This is a genomic window from Amycolatopsis camponoti (genome assembly GCF_902497555.1).
Taxonomy (GTDB): Bacteria; Actinomycetota; Actinomycetes; order Mycobacteriales; family Pseudonocardiaceae; genus Amycolatopsis; species Amycolatopsis camponoti.
Genome location: NZ_CABVGP010000002.1, coordinates 781,589 through 797,398, shown reverse-complemented (window position 1 = coordinate 797,398; position 15,810 = coordinate 781,589). Strand labels below are relative to the sequence as shown.

At 71.8% G+C, this 15,810-nt stretch carries 12 protein-coding genes; 5 read left to right on the top strand and 7 right to left on the bottom strand.

Going from position 1 to position 15,810, the window contains the following annotated elements; translation table 11 throughout:
- Positions 1–24: 24 nt before the first annotated feature.
- Positions 25–675 (top strand): hypothetical protein, encoded by a 651-nt coding sequence (locus AA23TX_RS24245; RefSeq protein WP_155545156.1) that lies wholly within the window; start codon positions 25–27, stop codon positions 673–675.
- A gap of 42 nt (positions 676–717) precedes the next feature.
- Here the strand turns inward: AA23TX_RS24245 and AA23TX_RS24240 are convergent, their stop codons facing one another.
- Positions 718–1,590 carry an RCC1 domain-containing protein gene (locus AA23TX_RS24240; RefSeq protein ID WP_155545155.1) on the bottom strand — a complete coding sequence of 291 codons (873 nt, stop codon included), beginning with the start codon at positions 1,588–1,590 and terminating at the stop codon, positions 718–720.
- Positions 1,591–2,032: 442 nt separating this feature from the next.
- Between AA23TX_RS24240 and AA23TX_RS24235 the strand changes: the two genes are divergently transcribed.
- Positions 2,033–2,671, top strand: a complete 639-nt coding sequence (locus AA23TX_RS24235; RefSeq protein ID WP_155545154.1) for a DUF6801 domain-containing protein — start codon at positions 2,033–2,035, stop codon at positions 2,669–2,671.
- Positions 2,672–2,750: 79 nt separating this feature from the next.
- Positions 2,751–4,169, top strand: coding sequence for a DUF6801 domain-containing protein (locus AA23TX_RS24230; RefSeq protein WP_155545153.1), 1,419 nt, complete (start codon positions 2,751–2,753; stop codon positions 4,167–4,169).
- An 86-nt stretch (positions 4,170–4,255) separates the two neighbouring features.
- Here AA23TX_RS24230 and AA23TX_RS24225 read toward each other — a convergent pair whose 3' ends face one another.
- The gene (locus tag AA23TX_RS24225) at positions 4,256–5,536 is read right to left on the bottom strand and encodes a PucR family transcriptional regulator (protein ID WP_155545152.1); all 1,281 of its coding nucleotides are present in this window, start codon (positions 5,534–5,536) and stop codon (positions 4,256–4,258) included.
- 283 nt (positions 5,537–5,819) lie between these two features.
- Between AA23TX_RS24225 and AA23TX_RS24220 the strand changes: the two genes are divergently transcribed.
- Positions 5,820–6,515: a hypothetical protein gene (locus AA23TX_RS24220; protein ID WP_155545151.1), complete on the top strand. Its 696-nt coding sequence runs from the start codon at positions 5,820–5,822 to the stop codon at positions 6,513–6,515.
- A complete protein-coding gene (locus AA23TX_RS24215) occupies positions 6,512–6,877 on the top strand; it encodes a GntR family transcriptional regulator (RefSeq protein ID WP_155545150.1) in 366 nt (121 codons plus the stop codon). The genes AA23TX_RS24220 and AA23TX_RS24215 overlap by 4 nt, the downstream gene beginning before the upstream one ends.
- Here AA23TX_RS24215 and AA23TX_RS24210 read toward each other — a convergent pair.
- The 5 genes from AA23TX_RS24210 to AA23TX_RS24190 form a co-directional block, all read right to left on the bottom strand.
- Positions 6,870–7,661 carry an arginase family protein gene (locus AA23TX_RS24210; protein WP_155545149.1) on the bottom strand — a complete coding sequence of 264 codons (792 nt, stop codon included), beginning with the start codon at positions 7,659–7,661 and terminating at the stop codon, positions 6,870–6,872. The two genes, AA23TX_RS24215 and AA23TX_RS24210, sit on opposite strands and share 8 nt — an antisense overlap.
- Positions 7,658–11,035 carry a pyruvate carboxylase gene (locus AA23TX_RS24205; protein WP_155545148.1) on the bottom strand — a complete coding sequence of 1,126 codons (3,378 nt, stop codon included), beginning with the start codon at positions 11,033–11,035 and terminating at the stop codon, positions 7,658–7,660. Before AA23TX_RS24205 ends, AA23TX_RS24210 begins: the two co-directional genes overlap by 4 nt.
- Before the next feature lie 325 nt (positions 11,036–11,360).
- Positions 11,361–12,263 (bottom strand): S8 family peptidase, encoded by a 903-nt coding sequence (locus tag AA23TX_RS24200; RefSeq protein WP_439328775.1) that lies wholly within the window; start codon positions 12,261–12,263, stop codon positions 11,361–11,363.
- Between the two features lie 37 nt (positions 12,264–12,300).
- Positions 12,301–14,619 (bottom strand): caspase family protein, encoded by a 2,319-nt coding sequence (locus AA23TX_RS50795; protein WP_196425506.1) that lies wholly within the window; start codon positions 14,617–14,619, stop codon positions 12,301–12,303.
- A 53-nt stretch (positions 14,620–14,672) separates the two neighbouring features.
- A complete protein-coding gene (locus AA23TX_RS24190; RefSeq protein WP_155545147.1) occupies positions 14,673–15,806 on the bottom strand; it encodes an erythromycin esterase family protein in 1,134 nt (377 codons plus the stop codon).
- Positions 15,807–15,810: the final 4 nt, after the last annotated feature.

Genomic DNA, 15,810 nt, shown 5'->3' with positions numbered 1-15,810 from the left:
GGGAAACGCACAAGGAGGACAACCATGTCCGTGGCAACGCAGCTGAGGAGAATGGCCGTGCTCACGTCGGCGGCGGCCGTCGTGCTGACCGGGGTCGTGGTGACCCCGGCCTCGGCCGACGTCATCCCGATCCCCGTGTCCTACAAGGTCACCGGCAGCACCACGGTGAAGAAGACCGGCAGCGCCATGGCGCTCGGCCCCGGCTCGCTCAAGGGCAACCTGCTGATCGACGACCAGACCGGCTCGGTCGGGCTCAGCGCGGACCTCGCGCTGCCGCCGTCGCAGGCCGACATCTCCCTGCTGTCGGGCATCTTCCGGATCAAGGCCAAGGTCAAGGTGACCCCGCTCGGCCCGGCCACCGGTACGATCGCCGACGGCAACCTCGTCACCAAGGCCAAGGCCAACATGGAGATCTACGACATCTGGGCCGGCCCGATCATCCCGATCTTCCCGCTGCCGACCGTCCCGGGCAGCTGCAAGACGAAGACCCCGCTCGACCTCACGCTGTCCGCGCAGGACATCGACATCACCGCGCCGGCCATCACGGTCACCGGCACCTACACGATCCCCGAGTTCACCAACTGCTTCGTCGCCGACATCGCGCTCGGCGCCCTGGTTTCGGGGCCGGGCAACACCATTTCGCTCGACCTGGCCAGCGACGCCACCCTGAAGTGACGTGACGCGGGTGGCGGGCCGAGTGCCCGCCACCCGCGGCTGTCAGCAGGGGGCGGCCGGATCTTCCTTCAGCGCGAAGCTGTCGTTGTCCCCGGCCGAAACCGCGAAAACCGGCCCGCACCAGGGGAAGTACGACTCGCCGACGAGGTTCGAGCCCCAGGTCACCACCGAGCCGTCGGCCTTGAGCGCGACGTTGTGGTTGAACCCGGCGTCGACGCTGACAACGTCCGACAGCGCCTCCGGCGGCACCTCGGTCTGGTGGAGACTGTCGCGGCCCCAGGCGTAGACGCGGCCGCCCTTGAGCGCCAGGCTGTGGTAGAAGCCGGCGGAAACCGCCGTGACGCCCGAAGAAAGCCCGGCCGGCACGGTCGTCTGCCCGTAGGTGTTGCTCCCCCAGGCCAGCACGCCGCCGTTCTTGAGCGCCAGGTTGTGGTCTCCCCCAGCGGAAATCGCGGTCACGCCGGACTGCGCGGCCGCCGGCACGTCGGTCCGCGAACCCCAGCTCACCACCAGCCCGCCCTGCTTCAGCGCCAGGCTGTGCATGTTGGACGTCGAGATCGCGATCACCCCGCTCGCCACCGACGCGGGCAGCGTCGTCTGGCCGTACCAGTTGTTTCCCCAGGCCAGGACCTTGCCGTTCTTGAGGGCCAGCTCGTGGCCCCAGCCCGACGCGATCTGGCTGACCCCGGACGTCGCCGCGGCCGGGATTTCGTTGGCGCCCCAGTTGTTCGCGCCCCACGCGAGGACCGCGCCGCCCTTGAGCGCCAGCGCGGTCGTGCTGCCCGCCGACACGGCGGTGACGCCGGCCAGCGCGTCCGGCGGCGGGATCGTGACGTCGTAGTCCGGCTTGCCCCAGGCGATCACGCCGCCGACGGTGGCCGCGGACGCCGGCTGCGCGAACACCGAGGCGGCCATCGCCGCCGTCACCGCGAATGCGGCGCCCTTCAGTGATACCCGTCCACAACGGGAAGTACCCGGCACGGTAGCCTCATTTCTCCGGTTTCGTTATCCGGGATTGCTTCGGCAAGATCACAAATGGTAGACCGGTGCACGCGGCACTTCGCCGCGTCGGCCGTTCTTTGTCAAAATCCGCCAAGTCCGGCCGTCAGCCTACGCCGTCGCGCACAAGAAACCGATACCGCCGAACGCCGCCTCACCCGCGCCGCCGCGAAGTCTTGTTCCTTACTGAACTGGCGAGTAGCCTCGATTTCGGCAGATGGACCTCCACCTCGCACGCCGATGAAATCGCGACCCGCCGCCCGGGGCAAAGGGGACGGTGAACGCGATGGGGGCTCACGGCGGCGAGCAATCGATCAGCCAAAGCCGAGACTGAACTGAATCAAAGGAGATGACAGGTATGTCCCGACTCAGCAGGCTGTCCGCCGGCATCGCCACCACCGCTACCGCGATCGGCGCCATCGCGGTGCTGACCGCGGGCACCGCGGCCGCCGCCACGGTCACCTACACCGCCGGCGGCACGGCGGGGCTCACCTACAACTGCACCTTCCCCGGCATCTCGCCGCAGCCGGTCGCGATCAAGGCCCAGCTGGACGCGCCCGACTCGGTCGCGACCAGCACGGTCGTGACCCCCGCCAACGTGGGCGGCTCGGCGACCATCACCGCCACGGTGCACGCGCTGCTCACCGCGGTCGGCTACGACGGCATCCGGGGTACGGCAACGGTTCCGGTTACCGCCTCCGCGGGCACGCTGTCGCAGCCCGCGGCCACCGGGCTGAACATCCCGGAGGTGATCTACCCGACCGGCGGGCCGATCACGGTGAACATCTCGCAGGTCGCCACCTCCAGCATCCCCGACTGGACCGCGCCGGCCACGGCCGGATCCGCGTCGCTGTCGCTGACGAGCGGGCTGTCGGCGAACCTGGAGTTCCACAAGAAGTCCACCGGTGCCTGGGCGCCGTGGACGATGAACTGCACCCTCAAGGTGACGAGCCCGGCGCAGAACACCGCGTTCAGCCCGAGCATCACCGTCTCCTGACCGGGTTTCCCGGTGCGGGTCCGGTCCCCCGGCCCGCACCGGGACGTCCCGTCCCTTCCGAACGCACCCAGGGAACCCGATGCCACGTCGAGTCCGGCCCCGCACCCTCACCGTTTCCGCGCTGGCGGCCGTCGGCCTGCTCTCCGCGGTGAACGGCGCGCTGACCGGGGTCGGCTCGGCCGCCCCCGCGCCCGCGGTCCCACCGGACACGAAGGCCACGGCGTCGGTTTCGGTGACGTGCCCGTTCGCCGACCCGCTCGGCGCGCGGAAGCTCACGGCCGAGACGGCGGCGACGCTGCCCGCGCAGGCGAAGACCGGGACGTCGGCCAAGATCGGCGCGTTTTCGGCGAAGCTCACGCTCCCCCGCGACGTCGCGCTCTCCTACCTCCCCGAAGGCGCCACCGCCGGCTCGCTGCGCGGCGGCGTGCACGTCGACCTTTCCGTGCGCCAGGACGATAAGGCGGACAAGGTGCCGGTCGACCTGACCGTCCCGGCCACCCCGCTGCCGGAGACCGGTGACGTCACGCTGACGGCCACCGGCACCGTGCCGGAGATCGCCCTGAACACCGTCGGCGCCGTCACCTTCGACGTCACCGCGCCGACGCTGTCGCTCGAGGCCGTGCCGCCGCCGGACACCGCGGCCACGCAGCCGGTGCCCCGGATCGCGTGCACCCTCGACCCCGACCAGCAGACGACGCTGGGCAAGGTGCTCGTCCTGCCGAAGACGGTGCCGGGCACCAAGCAGAAGCAGCTGGCCGCGGCCGCCGACGCGCCCGGGCCGGGCGATCCCCCGACCGAAGACGAGTTCGCGGTACCGCTGAGCCTGGTCACGATCATGACGAAGTCGACGGTCCGGAAGCTCGGCGCGACCGTCACCGCCGATCCGGCGTTCCTGTTCAACGGGCTGTTCATCCTCAACCTGGTCGACGGCACCTCGCGGGTCACCGGGTCGACCACCTTCAACCCGGCGACGACGTCCTTCCTCGGCTTCGGTTTCGTGCCGGTGACGGCGACCGTCGAGTTCCTGCCGGTCGACTACCGGAACAGCAAGGTCATCGAGATCGCCGGCAAGATCACCACCGACCCGGACACCGGGGCCACGTTCCTGAACACGACGCTGCAGGTGATGGCCCGGCTGAGCAACGCGAAGGTCAACGGCGTCCCGCTGGACCTGGGCCCCGACTGCGTGACGGCGGACAAGGTGACCCTCACGCTGAACGGCCCGTACGAAGCGTTCGGCGTCGGGCACATCCGGACCGACGAGAAGACCGGCTTCGAGCTGCCGAAGTTCACCGGCTGCGGCGCCGGCGGCCAAGACCTGGACCCGCTGCTGTCCGGGATGGGCTCGGGCCCGGGCAACCAGGCGTTCGTCGACACGTACAACCTGATCGTGTGCACCGAACCGGACCACACCCAGTGCCCGCCGGGGTCCGATGGGCCCCCGCCGGACCCGGCGGTCTCGGCCGCGAAGAAAGCGGTGGCCAAGCACCCGCACTGACGGGGCGACGGCGCGATGGGTCCTTTCCTCTCCTCACCCGGGAGGAAAGGACCCTTCAGTCATTCAGGGCCGACGCGAACCCAGGGCTAGCTGGACGTCCACTGTGGACGCGTGACCCCGGCGCGCTGGGACGGCAGCAGCTCGCTCACCGGGTAGCGCAACGGCAACGGTGCCGCGCCCGCGCGCAACGCCAGCTCCATCTCGAAGCGCGCCGCCGGGTCGCGGAGGCTGTCGCCGAACGTCGCCTGGAGCTGCCTCATGCGGTAGCGGACCGTCTGGGGGTGGACGCCCAGGCGCTCCGCGATCTCCACCACGTTGCCCTGGCTGTCGAGCCACGCCCGCAGCGTCTCCAGCAGCCGCTCCTGCTGCTTGCCCGTCATGTCCGCCAGCGGCGCGAACAGGCGGTGCCGCAGCGTGCCGACCAGTCCCGTGTCGGAGTTGACCAGCAGCGTCGCCAGGTGCTCCTCCGCCCGCAGCACCGGGCGCGGCACCAGCACGCCCCGCTCGGCCAGGTGCAGCGCGTTCCGGGCCCAGCGCAGGGAATCCGCCACCGACGCGAGCGGGACGGACGGGCCGATCGAGAGCCGGCAGTCCGGCAGGGCCACCTGCAGCGTCGCCAGGCGGGCGCCGCCGAGCTCGCCCGGGACCACCAGCTTCGGGTCGGGCGTGTCGAGCTCGGCGAGGATGTCCGCGTCCAGCCCGGCGTGGCGGCGGGCCGGGGCGACGCCGTCGGCCGGGCAGACCGCCACCGGCGTCGCGTCGGTCGGCACCGGCCAGCCGATCAGCTGGGCCAGCTCGGCGATCGCCTTGGGGGACGCGGGTGGGGTCTCGAGGATGAGGTGCAGCAGCTTGCGGCGCCACGTGTCGAGCGCTCCCGCCGTGCGCGCCTTCGCTTCCAGGTAGCCGTCGAGCGCGACGGAGGCGAGCTCGTCCATGAACGCCAGCATCGCGTCGGCCAGCTGGGACATCACCGCCGACGAAAGCCCGCTCCGCCGCCCGACGCGCATGATCCGCCGCCACGACACGCGCGCGCCGACCCGGTACGCCGACTGCAGCGTGTCGAGGCTGCGCCCCTCGCGCATTTCGTTCTGCCCCAGCCGGTGGTGCACTTCGTGGGACTGCTCTTTGGACACCGTCGGGTCGGCGATCTGCGCCACGAACAACGTGATCGCGTACTCGACGCCGGCCCGGATCGACTTGCCGTAGGGGCCGTCGAGCGGGCGGGCGTAAGCCGGGATGGTCGCGCGGATCTCGTCGACGATCTCGGCCGCGAGGCTGGCCAGTTCGGGACGCAGGATGTCGGCGAGCTTGCGGGGTAGTGCGGCGGGTGGCGGCGCAGCGTGATCGAATCCGCGCTCCACCGACATCGCAGCTCCTTCGCTCCGCCCCGGGACCCCGGCCCGTGCACCCCACCTGGTGCGGGGTGACACCGGACACATCGAAAAACTAGTCCGGAACGTGTCACACCTTCGAAGGGAAACCGATTTCTTGTCATCTTCGTGACAAGTTCACGAGGCGCAGCTGCGGAACGCTGACAACCACCCCGCCGACTGCTCACGATTGTACGTACGAACGGGCGAACCCGGAACCCGTCGCGCACGCCACCCCGATCGCTTGTATCATGTGGTTGATACAAGCGAGGAGGTTCGCATGCCGTGGGACAACGTGCTCGCCGTCGGGCTCTTGAGCGGCCTGATCGGGCTGGCGATCCTGATCGTGCTCTGGCCGGGCGAGAAGCACGGAAAGCGCTTGCTCGTGCGCTGGGGCGTCCCCGACCCGGACGCCGGCGAGGTGGCGCTCGCCGTCCGGTACCTCAAGCGGCGCCGGCTCTGGTACCCGTGGCTCTACCTGGCGATCCCGCCCGTGCTCGACGACACCGGGCCGGGCACGATCATCACGACGCTGCTGGTCGGCGGCCTGATCGCCGAGCTGCTGGCCCAGCGGCCGTCGCGGACCCCGCGCCGCGAAGCCGTCTTGGCCGCGCGGACGCTGACCGACATCGTCCCGATCTGGGCACTGGTGCTGAGCGGCCTGGCGTCGGCCGGCTCGATCGTGCACCTGGCCTGGACCGCGCAGTGGACGTTGCTGGCGGCCGCGGCGGGCACCACGGTGGTCTGCTGGGTGATCACGGCGCTGACGGTGCGCCGTCCGGCGGTCGGTGAGCAGCGCGCCGACCTGGCCCTGCGCCGCCGCAGCGGACGCGTCGCGCTCGGCCTCGGCATCGCCGCCTGCGCCGCGCTCGGCTGGCCGGCCGGGAACCTCGGATCGCTGCTGGCGGTCGTCGCCGGGCTGGCCGCGTTCCTGGCGGTGACCGCACCGGTGAAACGGCAGCCGGCCCCGGCGTGAAGATCGTCGTCGACACCGAAAACGGCCTGGCGCCCTGGCGGCAGGTGCACGACCAGATCGTCCGCGCGGTGACGGCGGGGGCGCTCCCGGACGGGACGCGCCTGCCGCCGATCCGCCAGCTGGCCCGGGACCTGGGACTGGCGTCCGGAACGGTGGCCCGCGCGTACCGCGAGCTGGAGGCGGCGGGCTGGGTGGTGACGGCCCGCGCGCGCGGCACGGTGGTCACGACCCCCGCGGACCGCCCGGACCCGACGGCGCAGCTCCTCACCGCGGCGATCGAGTACGCGACGCGGGCGCGTGACCTCGGCATCGACGTGGAAGCCGCGGTGACCGCGGTCCGCGCCGCCTACGACGTCAGCTAGCGGCGAGCAGGCGGCCGATCGCGGCCAGGACCGGTGCCAGCACCTCGACCTCGCGCGACGTCCCCACGCACTCGGTGATCCCGGCGCCCACGACTTCGTACGCGGCCAGGGCGTCGAGCTCGGACACCAGCCGCGAGATGGTCCAGCCGTCCGGCTCCGGGTAGTTCAGGCCCGCGAACTCCGCGGGGTCCAGCACGTCCAGGTCCACGTGGACGTACAGCTTCTCCACGCCCGCCAGCGCCTCCATCGACGTGACCGCCAGGCCCCGCGAGACCGCCGCCCGCTCGTCCGGGTCGAACACGCGCGTCCCGGCGAGAACCACGTTCCCGGGAGTCAACGCCGGGGCAGCCGCGAACTCCGGGTCGCCCTCGCCGAACAGGGACCGCAGCACCATCCCGTGGAACGCCCCCGACGGGGACGTCGCCGCCGTGTTCAGGTCGGCGTGCGCGTCGAACCACGCGACGCCCAAGCCCGGTCCGTGCCGGAACCTGGCCACCCCGATCGGGATCAGCTCGACCCCGCAGTCGCCGCCGATCGTCAGGACCGGGCCGCCCGGGGCCTCCAGCGCCGCCAGCTGCGCCGCGCGGTTCGGGCCCGTCAGCACCGCGCGCGACGCGATCCCGCGGTCCATTTCGGACACTTCGCGGGTCTGCCGGACGTGGTGGACGGGCGAACCGAGCACGTGCCCGGCCAGCTCCGCGAGCGCCAGGCAGCCGTCCGGCAGCTCCGCCGCCCGCGGTCCCACCGCGCCTTGGCGCTGCGGGACCGCGGTGATCAGCGTCATTCCAGGACGAGCAGGAGGTCGCCGCCCTCGACCTGCTGGACGGAGTTGATCGCCAGCCTGCCGACCTTGCCCCCGGCGGAAGCGGTGATCGAGGCCTCCATCTTCATGGCCTCGATCGTCGCGACCGTCGCGCCGGCCTCGACCGTGTCACCCTCCGAAACCTGCAACGTCACCACGCCGGCGAACGGCGCCGCGACCTGCTTCGGGTTGCCCTTCTCCGCCTTCTCGGTCGCCGGGATGTCCGAGGCGATCGAGCGGTCGCGGATCTGGATCGGGCGCAGCTGGCCGTTGAGCGTCGACATCACCGTGCGCACGCCGCGCTCGTCGGCCTCGCCGATCGCCTCCAGCTCGATGAGCAGGCGCACGCCCGGCTCGAGGTCGACCTGGTACTCCTCCCCCGGCCGCAGGCCGTAGAAGAAGTCCTTGCTGGGCAGCACGGACGTGTCGCCGTAGGCCTCGCGGTGCGCCTCGAACTCCTTGGTGGGCGCCGGGAACAGCAGCCGGTTGAGCGTCTTGCGGGGGTGTTCCGCAAGGGCCGTGCGGTCCTCTTCGGACAGTTCGGCGACCGGCTTCGCGGCGGCACGGCCTTCGAGGGCCTTGGTGCGGAACGGCTCCGGCCAGCCGCCCGGCGGGTCGCCGAGCTCGCCGCGCAGGAAACCGATCACCGAGTCGGGGATGTCGAACTTGTTCGGCTCCGCCTCGAAGTCGGCCGGGGAGACGCCCGCGCCGACCAGGTGCAGCGCGAGGTCGCCGACGACCTTCGACGACGGCGTCACCTTCACCAGGTGCCCGAGGATCTTGTCGGCGGCCGCGTACATCGCCTCGATGTCCTCGAACCGGTCGCCCAGGCCCAGCGCGATGGCCTGCGTGCGCAGGTTCGACAGCTGCCCGCCGGGGATCTCGTGGTGGTAGACGCGCCCGGTGGGCGAGGCCAGCCCGGCCTCGAACGGCGCGTAGATCTTGCGCACGCTCTCCCAGTACGGCTCCAGCTCACCGATCGCGTCCAGGTCGAGCCCGGTCGTGCGGTCGGAGTGGTCGGTGGCCGCCACGATCGACGACAATGACGGCTGCGACGTCGTGCCCGCCATCGACGACACCGCGCCGTCGACGGCGTCCGCGCCCGCGTTGATCGCCGCGAGGTAGGTGGCCAGCTGGCCGCCCGCGGTGTCGTGGGTGTGGATGTGCACCGGCAGGTCGAACTCCTTGCGCAGCGCGGTGACCAGCCTGGTCGCCGCGGGCGCGCGCAGCAGCCCGGCCATGTCCTTGATCGCCAGGACGTGCGCCCCGGCGCCGACGATCTGCTCGGCCAGCTTGAGGTAGTAGTCGAGCGTGTAGAGCTTCTCGCCCGGGTCGGACAGGTCCGAGGTGTAGCAGAGCGCCACCTCGGCGACCGCGGACCCGGTCTCGCGCACGGCTTCGATGGCCGGGCGCATCTGCTCGACGTCGTTGAGCGCGTCGAAGATCCGGAAGATGTCGATGCCGGTCTTCGTCGCCTCCTGGACGAACGAGTGCGTCACCTCGGTCGGGTAAGGCGTGTACCCGACGGTGTTGCGCCCGCGCAGCAGCATCTGCAGGCAGATGTTCGGCACGGCTTCGCGCAGCGCGGCGAGGCGCTCCCACGGGTCCTCGGCGAGGAACCGCAGCGCGACGTCGTAGGTCGCGCCGCCCCAGCACTCGAGCGACAGCAATCCGGGGAGGGTGTTCGCGACGACCGGCGCGACCGCCAGGAGGTCCTTGGTGCGGACGCGGGTGGCGAGCAGCGACTGGTGCGCGTCGCGGAACGTCGTGTCCGTGACGCCGACGTGCGGCGACTTGCGCAGCCACTCCGCGAACCCGACCGGGCCGAGTTCGACGAGCTTCTGCTTCGACCCGTCGGCCGGCTGGGCGTCCTTCGCGAGCTTCGGCAGCTTGAGCGTCGCATCGGGGGTCTTCGGGCGCTCGCCGTGCGGCTTGTTGACCGTCTGGTCGGCGAGGTAGGTCAGCAGCCGCGTGCCGCGGTCGGCGGACTGCCGCGCGGTGAGCAGCTGCGGGCGCTGCTCGATGAACGACGTCGTGACGCGTCCGGCGCGGAAGTCCGGGTCGTCCAGGACCGCCTGCAGGAACGGGATGTTCGTCGAGACGCCGCGGATCCGGAACTCGGCGACGGCGCGGCGCGCACGCCCGACGGCGGTCTCGAAGTCGCGGCCGCGGCAGGTGAGCTTCACCAGCAGCGAGTCGAAGTGGGCGCTGATCTCGGTGCCTGAGAAGGCGGTGCCGCCGTCGAGCCGGATGCCCGAGCCGCCCGGCGAGCGGTAGGCGGAGATCATGCCGGTGTCCGGGCGGAAACCGTTGGCCGGGTCTTCGGTGGTGATGCGGCACTGCAGCGCCGCGCCGCGCAGGTAGATCTTGTCCTGGCTCAGGCCTAGGTCGTCGAGGGTCTCGCCGGAGGCGATCCGCAGCTGCGACTGCACGAGATCGACGTCGGTGACCTCTTCGGTGACCGTGTGCTCGACCTGGATGCGCGGGTTCATCTCGATGAAGACGTGGTTGCCCTGCTTGTCGAGCAGGAACTCGACGGTGCCGGCGTTGCGGTAGCCGATCTGCTTCGCGAACTTGACGGCGTCCGCGCAGATCCGCATCCGGAGTTCGGGGTCGAGGTTCGGCGCCGGGGCGAGCTCGACGACCTTCTGGTGGCGCCGCTGCACCGAGCAGTCGCGCTCGTACAGGTGGATGATGTTGCCCGCGCCGTCGGCGAGGATCTGCACCTCGATGTGCCGCGGCTCGACGACCGCCTTCTCGAGGAAGACGGTCGGGTCGCCGAAGGCGGACTCGGCCTCGCGCGCGGCGGCCTCGATGGACTCGCGCAGCTGGGCGGGGTCCTCGACGCGGCGCATCCCGCGCCCGCCACCACCGGCGACGGCCTTCACGAAGACGGGGAAGCCCAGGTCGTCGGCCGCCGCGACGAGCGCGTCGACGTCGCTGGACGGCTCGGACGACCCGAGCACCGGCACCCCGGCCTCGCGCGCGGCCTTGACCGCGCGGGCCTTGTTGCCGGTGAGCTCGAGGATGTCGGCGCTCGGCCCGACGAAGGTGATGCCCGCTTCTTCGCACGCCCGCGCGAGATCGGGGTTCTCGGAGAGGAAGCCGTAGCCGGGGTAGACGGCGTCGGCCCCCGCCTTCTTCGCGGCGGCGACGATCTCGTCGACCGAGAGGTAGGCACGCACGGGATGACCGGGCTCGCCGATCTCGTACGCCTCGTCGGCCTTCAGCCGGTGCAGGGAGTTGCGGTCTTCGTGCGGAAACACGGCGACGGTCCCCGCGCCCAGTTCGTAGCCGGCGCGGAACGCTCGGATCGCGATCTCCCCGCGGTTGGCCACCAGCACCTTGCGGAACATTGCCCGGTCCTTCCCGTATGGATCGGTAAGTCAACGCACGTTACCCGGTTCTTCCCGCTCTGCGGGAGTTCAGTACCAGGTGATGGACATCATGCGGACCAGACGATTGGGTGGTCGGCCTCGGTGGCACCTCTCGACGACTCCTCGGCGCGCGAAGAGCCGGATCCGCTCCGCCGACGGTTCGAGCACGGTGCACCTCCTCCAAGGCCCGCCCGGTGATCCGGACTGCGCTCACCGTATCGACCCCGGCCGGGAAGACCCCCGGAAATCGGGGGTGCCCGGCCGGGTTGTCCACAATCGAGCCGGCCTGGGGACAACCAGGTTTTCAGGCCCCTGAAGGCGCGTAGAGCAACCGGTTGGCCGTGCCGCTCGGCACCCCTTTGAGCGCGTCCGGGGTCGCCGCCTGAACAAGCGCTTGGTCCACCTGGTCGGGAGCCGCTTCCGGGTGCTGCGCGCGGTAGATCGCCGCCACTCCCGCCGCGAACGCCGCCGCCATCGACGTACCCGAGTCCGGGCCCGCGCCCGTGCCGCCCGCGATCGGACCCGGGACGTCGACGCCCGGGGCGTACAGGTCGATGTCCTGGCCGAAGTTCGACGCCTGGTCCGGGTGGTCCTGGCTGTCGGTGGCGCCGACGGTCAGCGCTTCGGCGACCCGGCCCGGGGAAAAGCCGCTCGCGTCGGCCGTCTCGCTGCCCGCCGGGACCGCGACCGGGACCACCGCGGCCAGCCGCTTCACCGCCGCGTCGAGCTGGTCGTTCGGGACGCCGCCGATGCCGAGGAGGGCGACCGCCGGCTGCTGCGCGTTCTGCGCGACCCAGTCGATGCCCGCGATGATCTGGTCGGTGGCGCCGCCGCCGTCCTTGTCGAGCACCCGCACCGGCACGATCTGCGCGCCTTTCGCGACGCCGTACGCCTTGCCCGCGGCGATCCCGGCGAGGCGCGTGCCGTGGCCGTTGGTGTCGGCCGTGTCGGAGCCGCCGTTCAGGAAGTCCCGCCCGGGCGCGACCCGGCCCTCGAAGTCGGGGTGCTTCGCGTCGACGCCGCTGTCGATCACGTAGATGGTGACGCCCAAGGCGTCGCTCGCGTAGTGGTAGGCGTGGTCGAGCCCGGTGCGCTGGTCGATCCGGTCGAGCCCCCAGCCGGGCGGGTCCGCCTGCACCCCACCGGCGGCGGCCGCCGGGGTCTGACCTGCGAGCACGACCACGACGGCGGCGAGAAGCATCCTCATGATCGTCGTGGTACCCCGGCGTTGCCCGGGCGACAACTCAGGGCTGTCGCTCGATCGGCTGATTCCGGAGCCGGAGCGCCCAGACGACGGTGAGCGCCACCAACCCGGCGAGTCCCACTCCCGCGAGGACCTCACCGAAGAGGGTCAGCGATGTGTTGTCCCGGAGGCTCGAATACGTCGGGCCCAGCACCCCCGCCAGGCCTGCGGTCCCGGCGCCCAGCACGGCACACGCGACCACCGGCGGGCGCAGGGCCGCCACGGTGATCACGAGCAGGACGACCACGAGCGGGCCGAGCGTGAAGTAGGCCGTGGCCCGGCCGGCTTCGCTCGGGTCGAGGTGGTCCAGCTCGGCAAGCTGGGTGAGCCAGCCGGTGGCGACCACGCAGGCGAGCGCGATCGCCACCCAAGGCTGCCACCCCCGCACCCCACCGGCGCCGAACGCGAGCCCCGGGCTGCGGCGCAGGGCGGCGAGCGCCAGCAGGGCCGCCACCACGACCGCGACGTGCGCGATCAGCTCGAAGACGTAACCCGCGTTCAGTTCGGTGTCCGACGAGTTCGCGCCGAGGGTGATCCCCTCGCCGATGAACCGCAGCAGCCCGAAGAGCGCGGCGAAACCGGTGCCGACCAGGACGGCCGGGCCGGTCCGCCGCCTCGTCCGCGGAGCCAGGACCAGCACTCCGCCGACGAGCGCACCGGCCACGACGAAGCTGACGTAGAACGGCATGCCGGGCCGGTACTGGCCGAGGGTGTATTCGTCGTAGCGATAGTTCAGGCCGAGCCCGATCACGGCGAAGACGGCCGCCGCGATCGCCGTGACACCGGCGGTGCCGGCGACCGGGTCCGCCGGGGATTCCCCGGTGGTCGCCGCCGGCTCGGATTTCGGCACCGGTGCGACAGGCGGAGATTCTTCGGCGGCCGGCTCGGGCTCGGGATCGGCCGTGACGGGCGGCGCGGGTGCTTCGACGACCGGCTCGGGCGTGACCACGGCTTCGGGCGCCGGCTCCGAGGCGACCGGCTCAACCTCTTCAGCGACGGGCTCGGCGACCGGCTCAGCCTCCACCACCGACTCCGGCTGGGCGACCGGCTCGGCCTCCACCACCGACTCAGGCTCGGCGACCGGCTCGGCCACCGGAACCGCCTCGATCTCCACCTCCACCACGGCATCGCCGGTCGGCCCGGTCACCACGACCTTCCCGCGCCGCACCCCCGGCTCCCCCGCCGTGACCGACAACTCCGCACCGGAAGCCGTCTGCGCGACGCCGATCCACGCGTGCGACGCCTCGAACCGCACCTCGCGCGCCACCGGTGGGCCCGACACCCGCAGCGAAGCCGAAGCACGCGAACCCGCCGGCGCCGAAAGCCGCACCGACGGCACGTCCACCCGCACCACCGCGAAACCCAGAGCGTCCGACGCCGCCGCGGCGACGTGCTGGATGTCCGTCGCCGCCATGGACTTCAGGGCCTCGAACGCGCCCATCGCCACCGGCAGGTTGTCGCTCGCCAGCCGGCGTCGCAGCTCCGCCACCGCGCCCAGCCGCGTGAAGGGGTTCTCCGCCGCGATCGCCGCCGCCAGGTCCACCGGGGTCGGGGACGGCTTGATGCGGCGGCGTCTGCTCTTCGCCAGGTACAGCTCGCCCTGCATCTCGATGTCGCGGCTCGGGGTCTGCTTCGGGTTGCGCTCGCGGACGCGGTCGAACAGGTACTCGTACAGCTCGCCGAGCGCGATCCAGCCGTCCTCGTCGCGGTCGGCCTCCCCCGTGCGCAGCCCCTCGACCAGCGCCGCCGTGAACACCGACGGCTGCGCGGGCTGCCCCTCGGCCAGCCGGGCGCCCTCGAAGGCGTACTCGATCGAGTTCGACGCCGTGATGACCGCCCGGCCGCGGCCGCCGCGGAAACTGTCGAGCACGTTCGCGTCGCCCGACGCCCGCACCGCCACGCCCTGCCCGAACGCCCCGCCGTAGCAGCAGTCCAGCAACAGGACGACGCTGCGCGAGCGGCTCTGCCGGAGGCACTGCTGCACGAACTGCGCGGGCACGGCCGTGGACCGCAGCCGGTCGGGCCGGGTGTTGCGCGCGGCGAAGTACAGGCCGCCGGAGTCGTCCTTCAAGCCGTGGCACGAAAAGTGCATGAGCAGGACGTCATCGGGACGTCCCTCGGCGCACAGGTCCTCGATCTCCGCCTGCACGACGTGCGCGGTCTCGTTGCGGACCACGCGGACCTCGAAGTCGCTGATCGCCCGGTCGGACAGCACCTCCACGAGGGCGTCCGCGTCCGCCGCGGGCGAGCCCAGCCGCTGCAGCCCCGCGTTGTCGTACTCGCCGTTGGCGACGATCAGCGCCCGCCTCCGCCCGGCCATACCGGTAGGAAACGCCCACTCCGGCGTTACGGCAAGCAGCCGAACGGGCACACCTATTCGACGACGCCGCGGAAAATCGTTTCCTGCCCTTTCAGGCAGACGACGGCGTCGAAAGCGGCCGCGACGTCGACCGCCACCGACATGTGCGCGTGCCGGATGCTCGAGCCCACCGGGCGCGCGACCACGCACGGCGCTTCGGACGCCAGCGCCGCCTCGACACCGCCTTCCGCGGGTTCCCCGAGGGCCTGCTCGAACATCCGGAACCCGAGCCGGGCCGCCGGGTCGGGCACGAGGCCCGTCGTCGTCCCCGAGACGGCGGTGAGCGCCAAAGCGAAGTACTTCTCCCCCAGCTCGGCGGCCAGGAGCGTGCCGGCCGACGGCGCCGTCATGCCGGGCGTCGGCGAGAACGGCACGCGCTGGAGGTGTCCGTTGTGGAGCATCAGCACGATCTTCTCGCCGGGGTGCAGGCGACGCAGCTGCCGCACGGTGGCGGCCATGTACGCGTCCCGCGACGAACTCTGCGGCTCGGGCGCGCGGCCCGCCATCAGCGCGTCCAGCTCACGCAGGTAGAGGTCGACGCGCAGCGCGCCCTCCGCGTCGTGCGCGGCGCCGGGCGCCAGCGACTCGACGTGTCCTTTGAGGACGGTCAACGCCGTGGTCGCCGCGTCTCGCGCCGCGACGCTCATTTCTCGGTACTTCCCCGGCGCGACCGCGCTGCTCACCGACGCGTACGGCTCACAGGCCGCCAGCGCCGTGTCCACAAGGGACACGTTGGCGGGATCCATCCGCGACAGGACTTCGCGGACCGCTCGCAGCGCGGGCACCGGTGAACCCGCCGAACTCGGCACGTCGACCCCGCGGAAGCGGACACCGCGGCCGCGCAGCCACGTCAGCATCCCGTGGACCTCGGCCGAGTCGCCGAGGCCGAACGTGAAGCCGTCCCGCGCGATGTCGGCGACGTCACCAGGACCGCCCTGGAGCCACGCGTCGACCAGGCGTCCTTCGGGGTACCCACCCTCGAAGCCGAGGACGGTGAACCCGCGTTCGGTGACGAGGTGGCGGAGGAGGCGGTCGCGCAGCACCCCGAACTCACGGATGTGGTGGTTGTTCTCGCCGATCGCGACGACCTCGGCGTCGCCGATCAGCGCGGCGATGGACGTGACGTCGAGCGACCCCGGTTCTGGCATACTG

Coding starts and splice junctions, on each gene's coding strand:
- AA23TX_RS24225 (WP_155545152.1), bottom strand. CDS start 5,536: ATGTCGGTGGAGCGCGGATTCGATCACGCTGCGCCGCCACCCGCCGCA.
- AA23TX_RS24210 (WP_155545149.1), bottom strand. CDS start 7,661: ATGACGCTGATCACCGCGGTCCCGCAGCGCCAAGGCGCGGTGGGACCG.
- AA23TX_RS24220 (WP_155545151.1), top strand. CDS start 5,820: ATGCCGTGGGACAACGTGCTCGCCGTCGGGCTCTTGAGCGGCCTGATC.
- AA23TX_RS24240 (WP_155545155.1), bottom strand. CDS start 1,590: ATGGCCGCCTCGGTGTTCGCGCAGCCGGCGTCCGCGGCCACCGTCGGC.
- AA23TX_RS24190 (WP_155545147.1), bottom strand. CDS start 15,806: ATGCCAGAACCGGGGTCGCTCGACGTCACGTCCATCGCCGCGCTGATC.
- AA23TX_RS50795 (WP_196425506.1), bottom strand. CDS start 14,619: ATGGCCGGGCGGAGGCGGGCGCTGATCGTCGCCAACGGCGAGTACGAC.
- AA23TX_RS24245 (WP_155545156.1), top strand. CDS start 25: ATGTCCGTGGCAACGCAGCTGAGGAGAATGGCCGTGCTCACGTCGGCG.
- AA23TX_RS24230 (WP_155545153.1), top strand. CDS start 2,751: ATGCCACGTCGAGTCCGGCCCCGCACCCTCACCGTTTCCGCGCTGGCG.
- AA23TX_RS24235 (WP_155545154.1), top strand. CDS start 2,033: ATGTCCCGACTCAGCAGGCTGTCCGCCGGCATCGCCACCACCGCTACC.
- AA23TX_RS24200 (WP_439328775.1), bottom strand. CDS start 12,263: ATGAGGATGCTTCTCGCCGCCGTCGTGGTCGTGCTCGCAGGTCAGACC.
- AA23TX_RS24205 (WP_155545148.1), bottom strand. CDS start 11,035: ATGTTCCGCAAGGTGCTGGTGGCCAACCGCGGGGAGATCGCGATCCGA.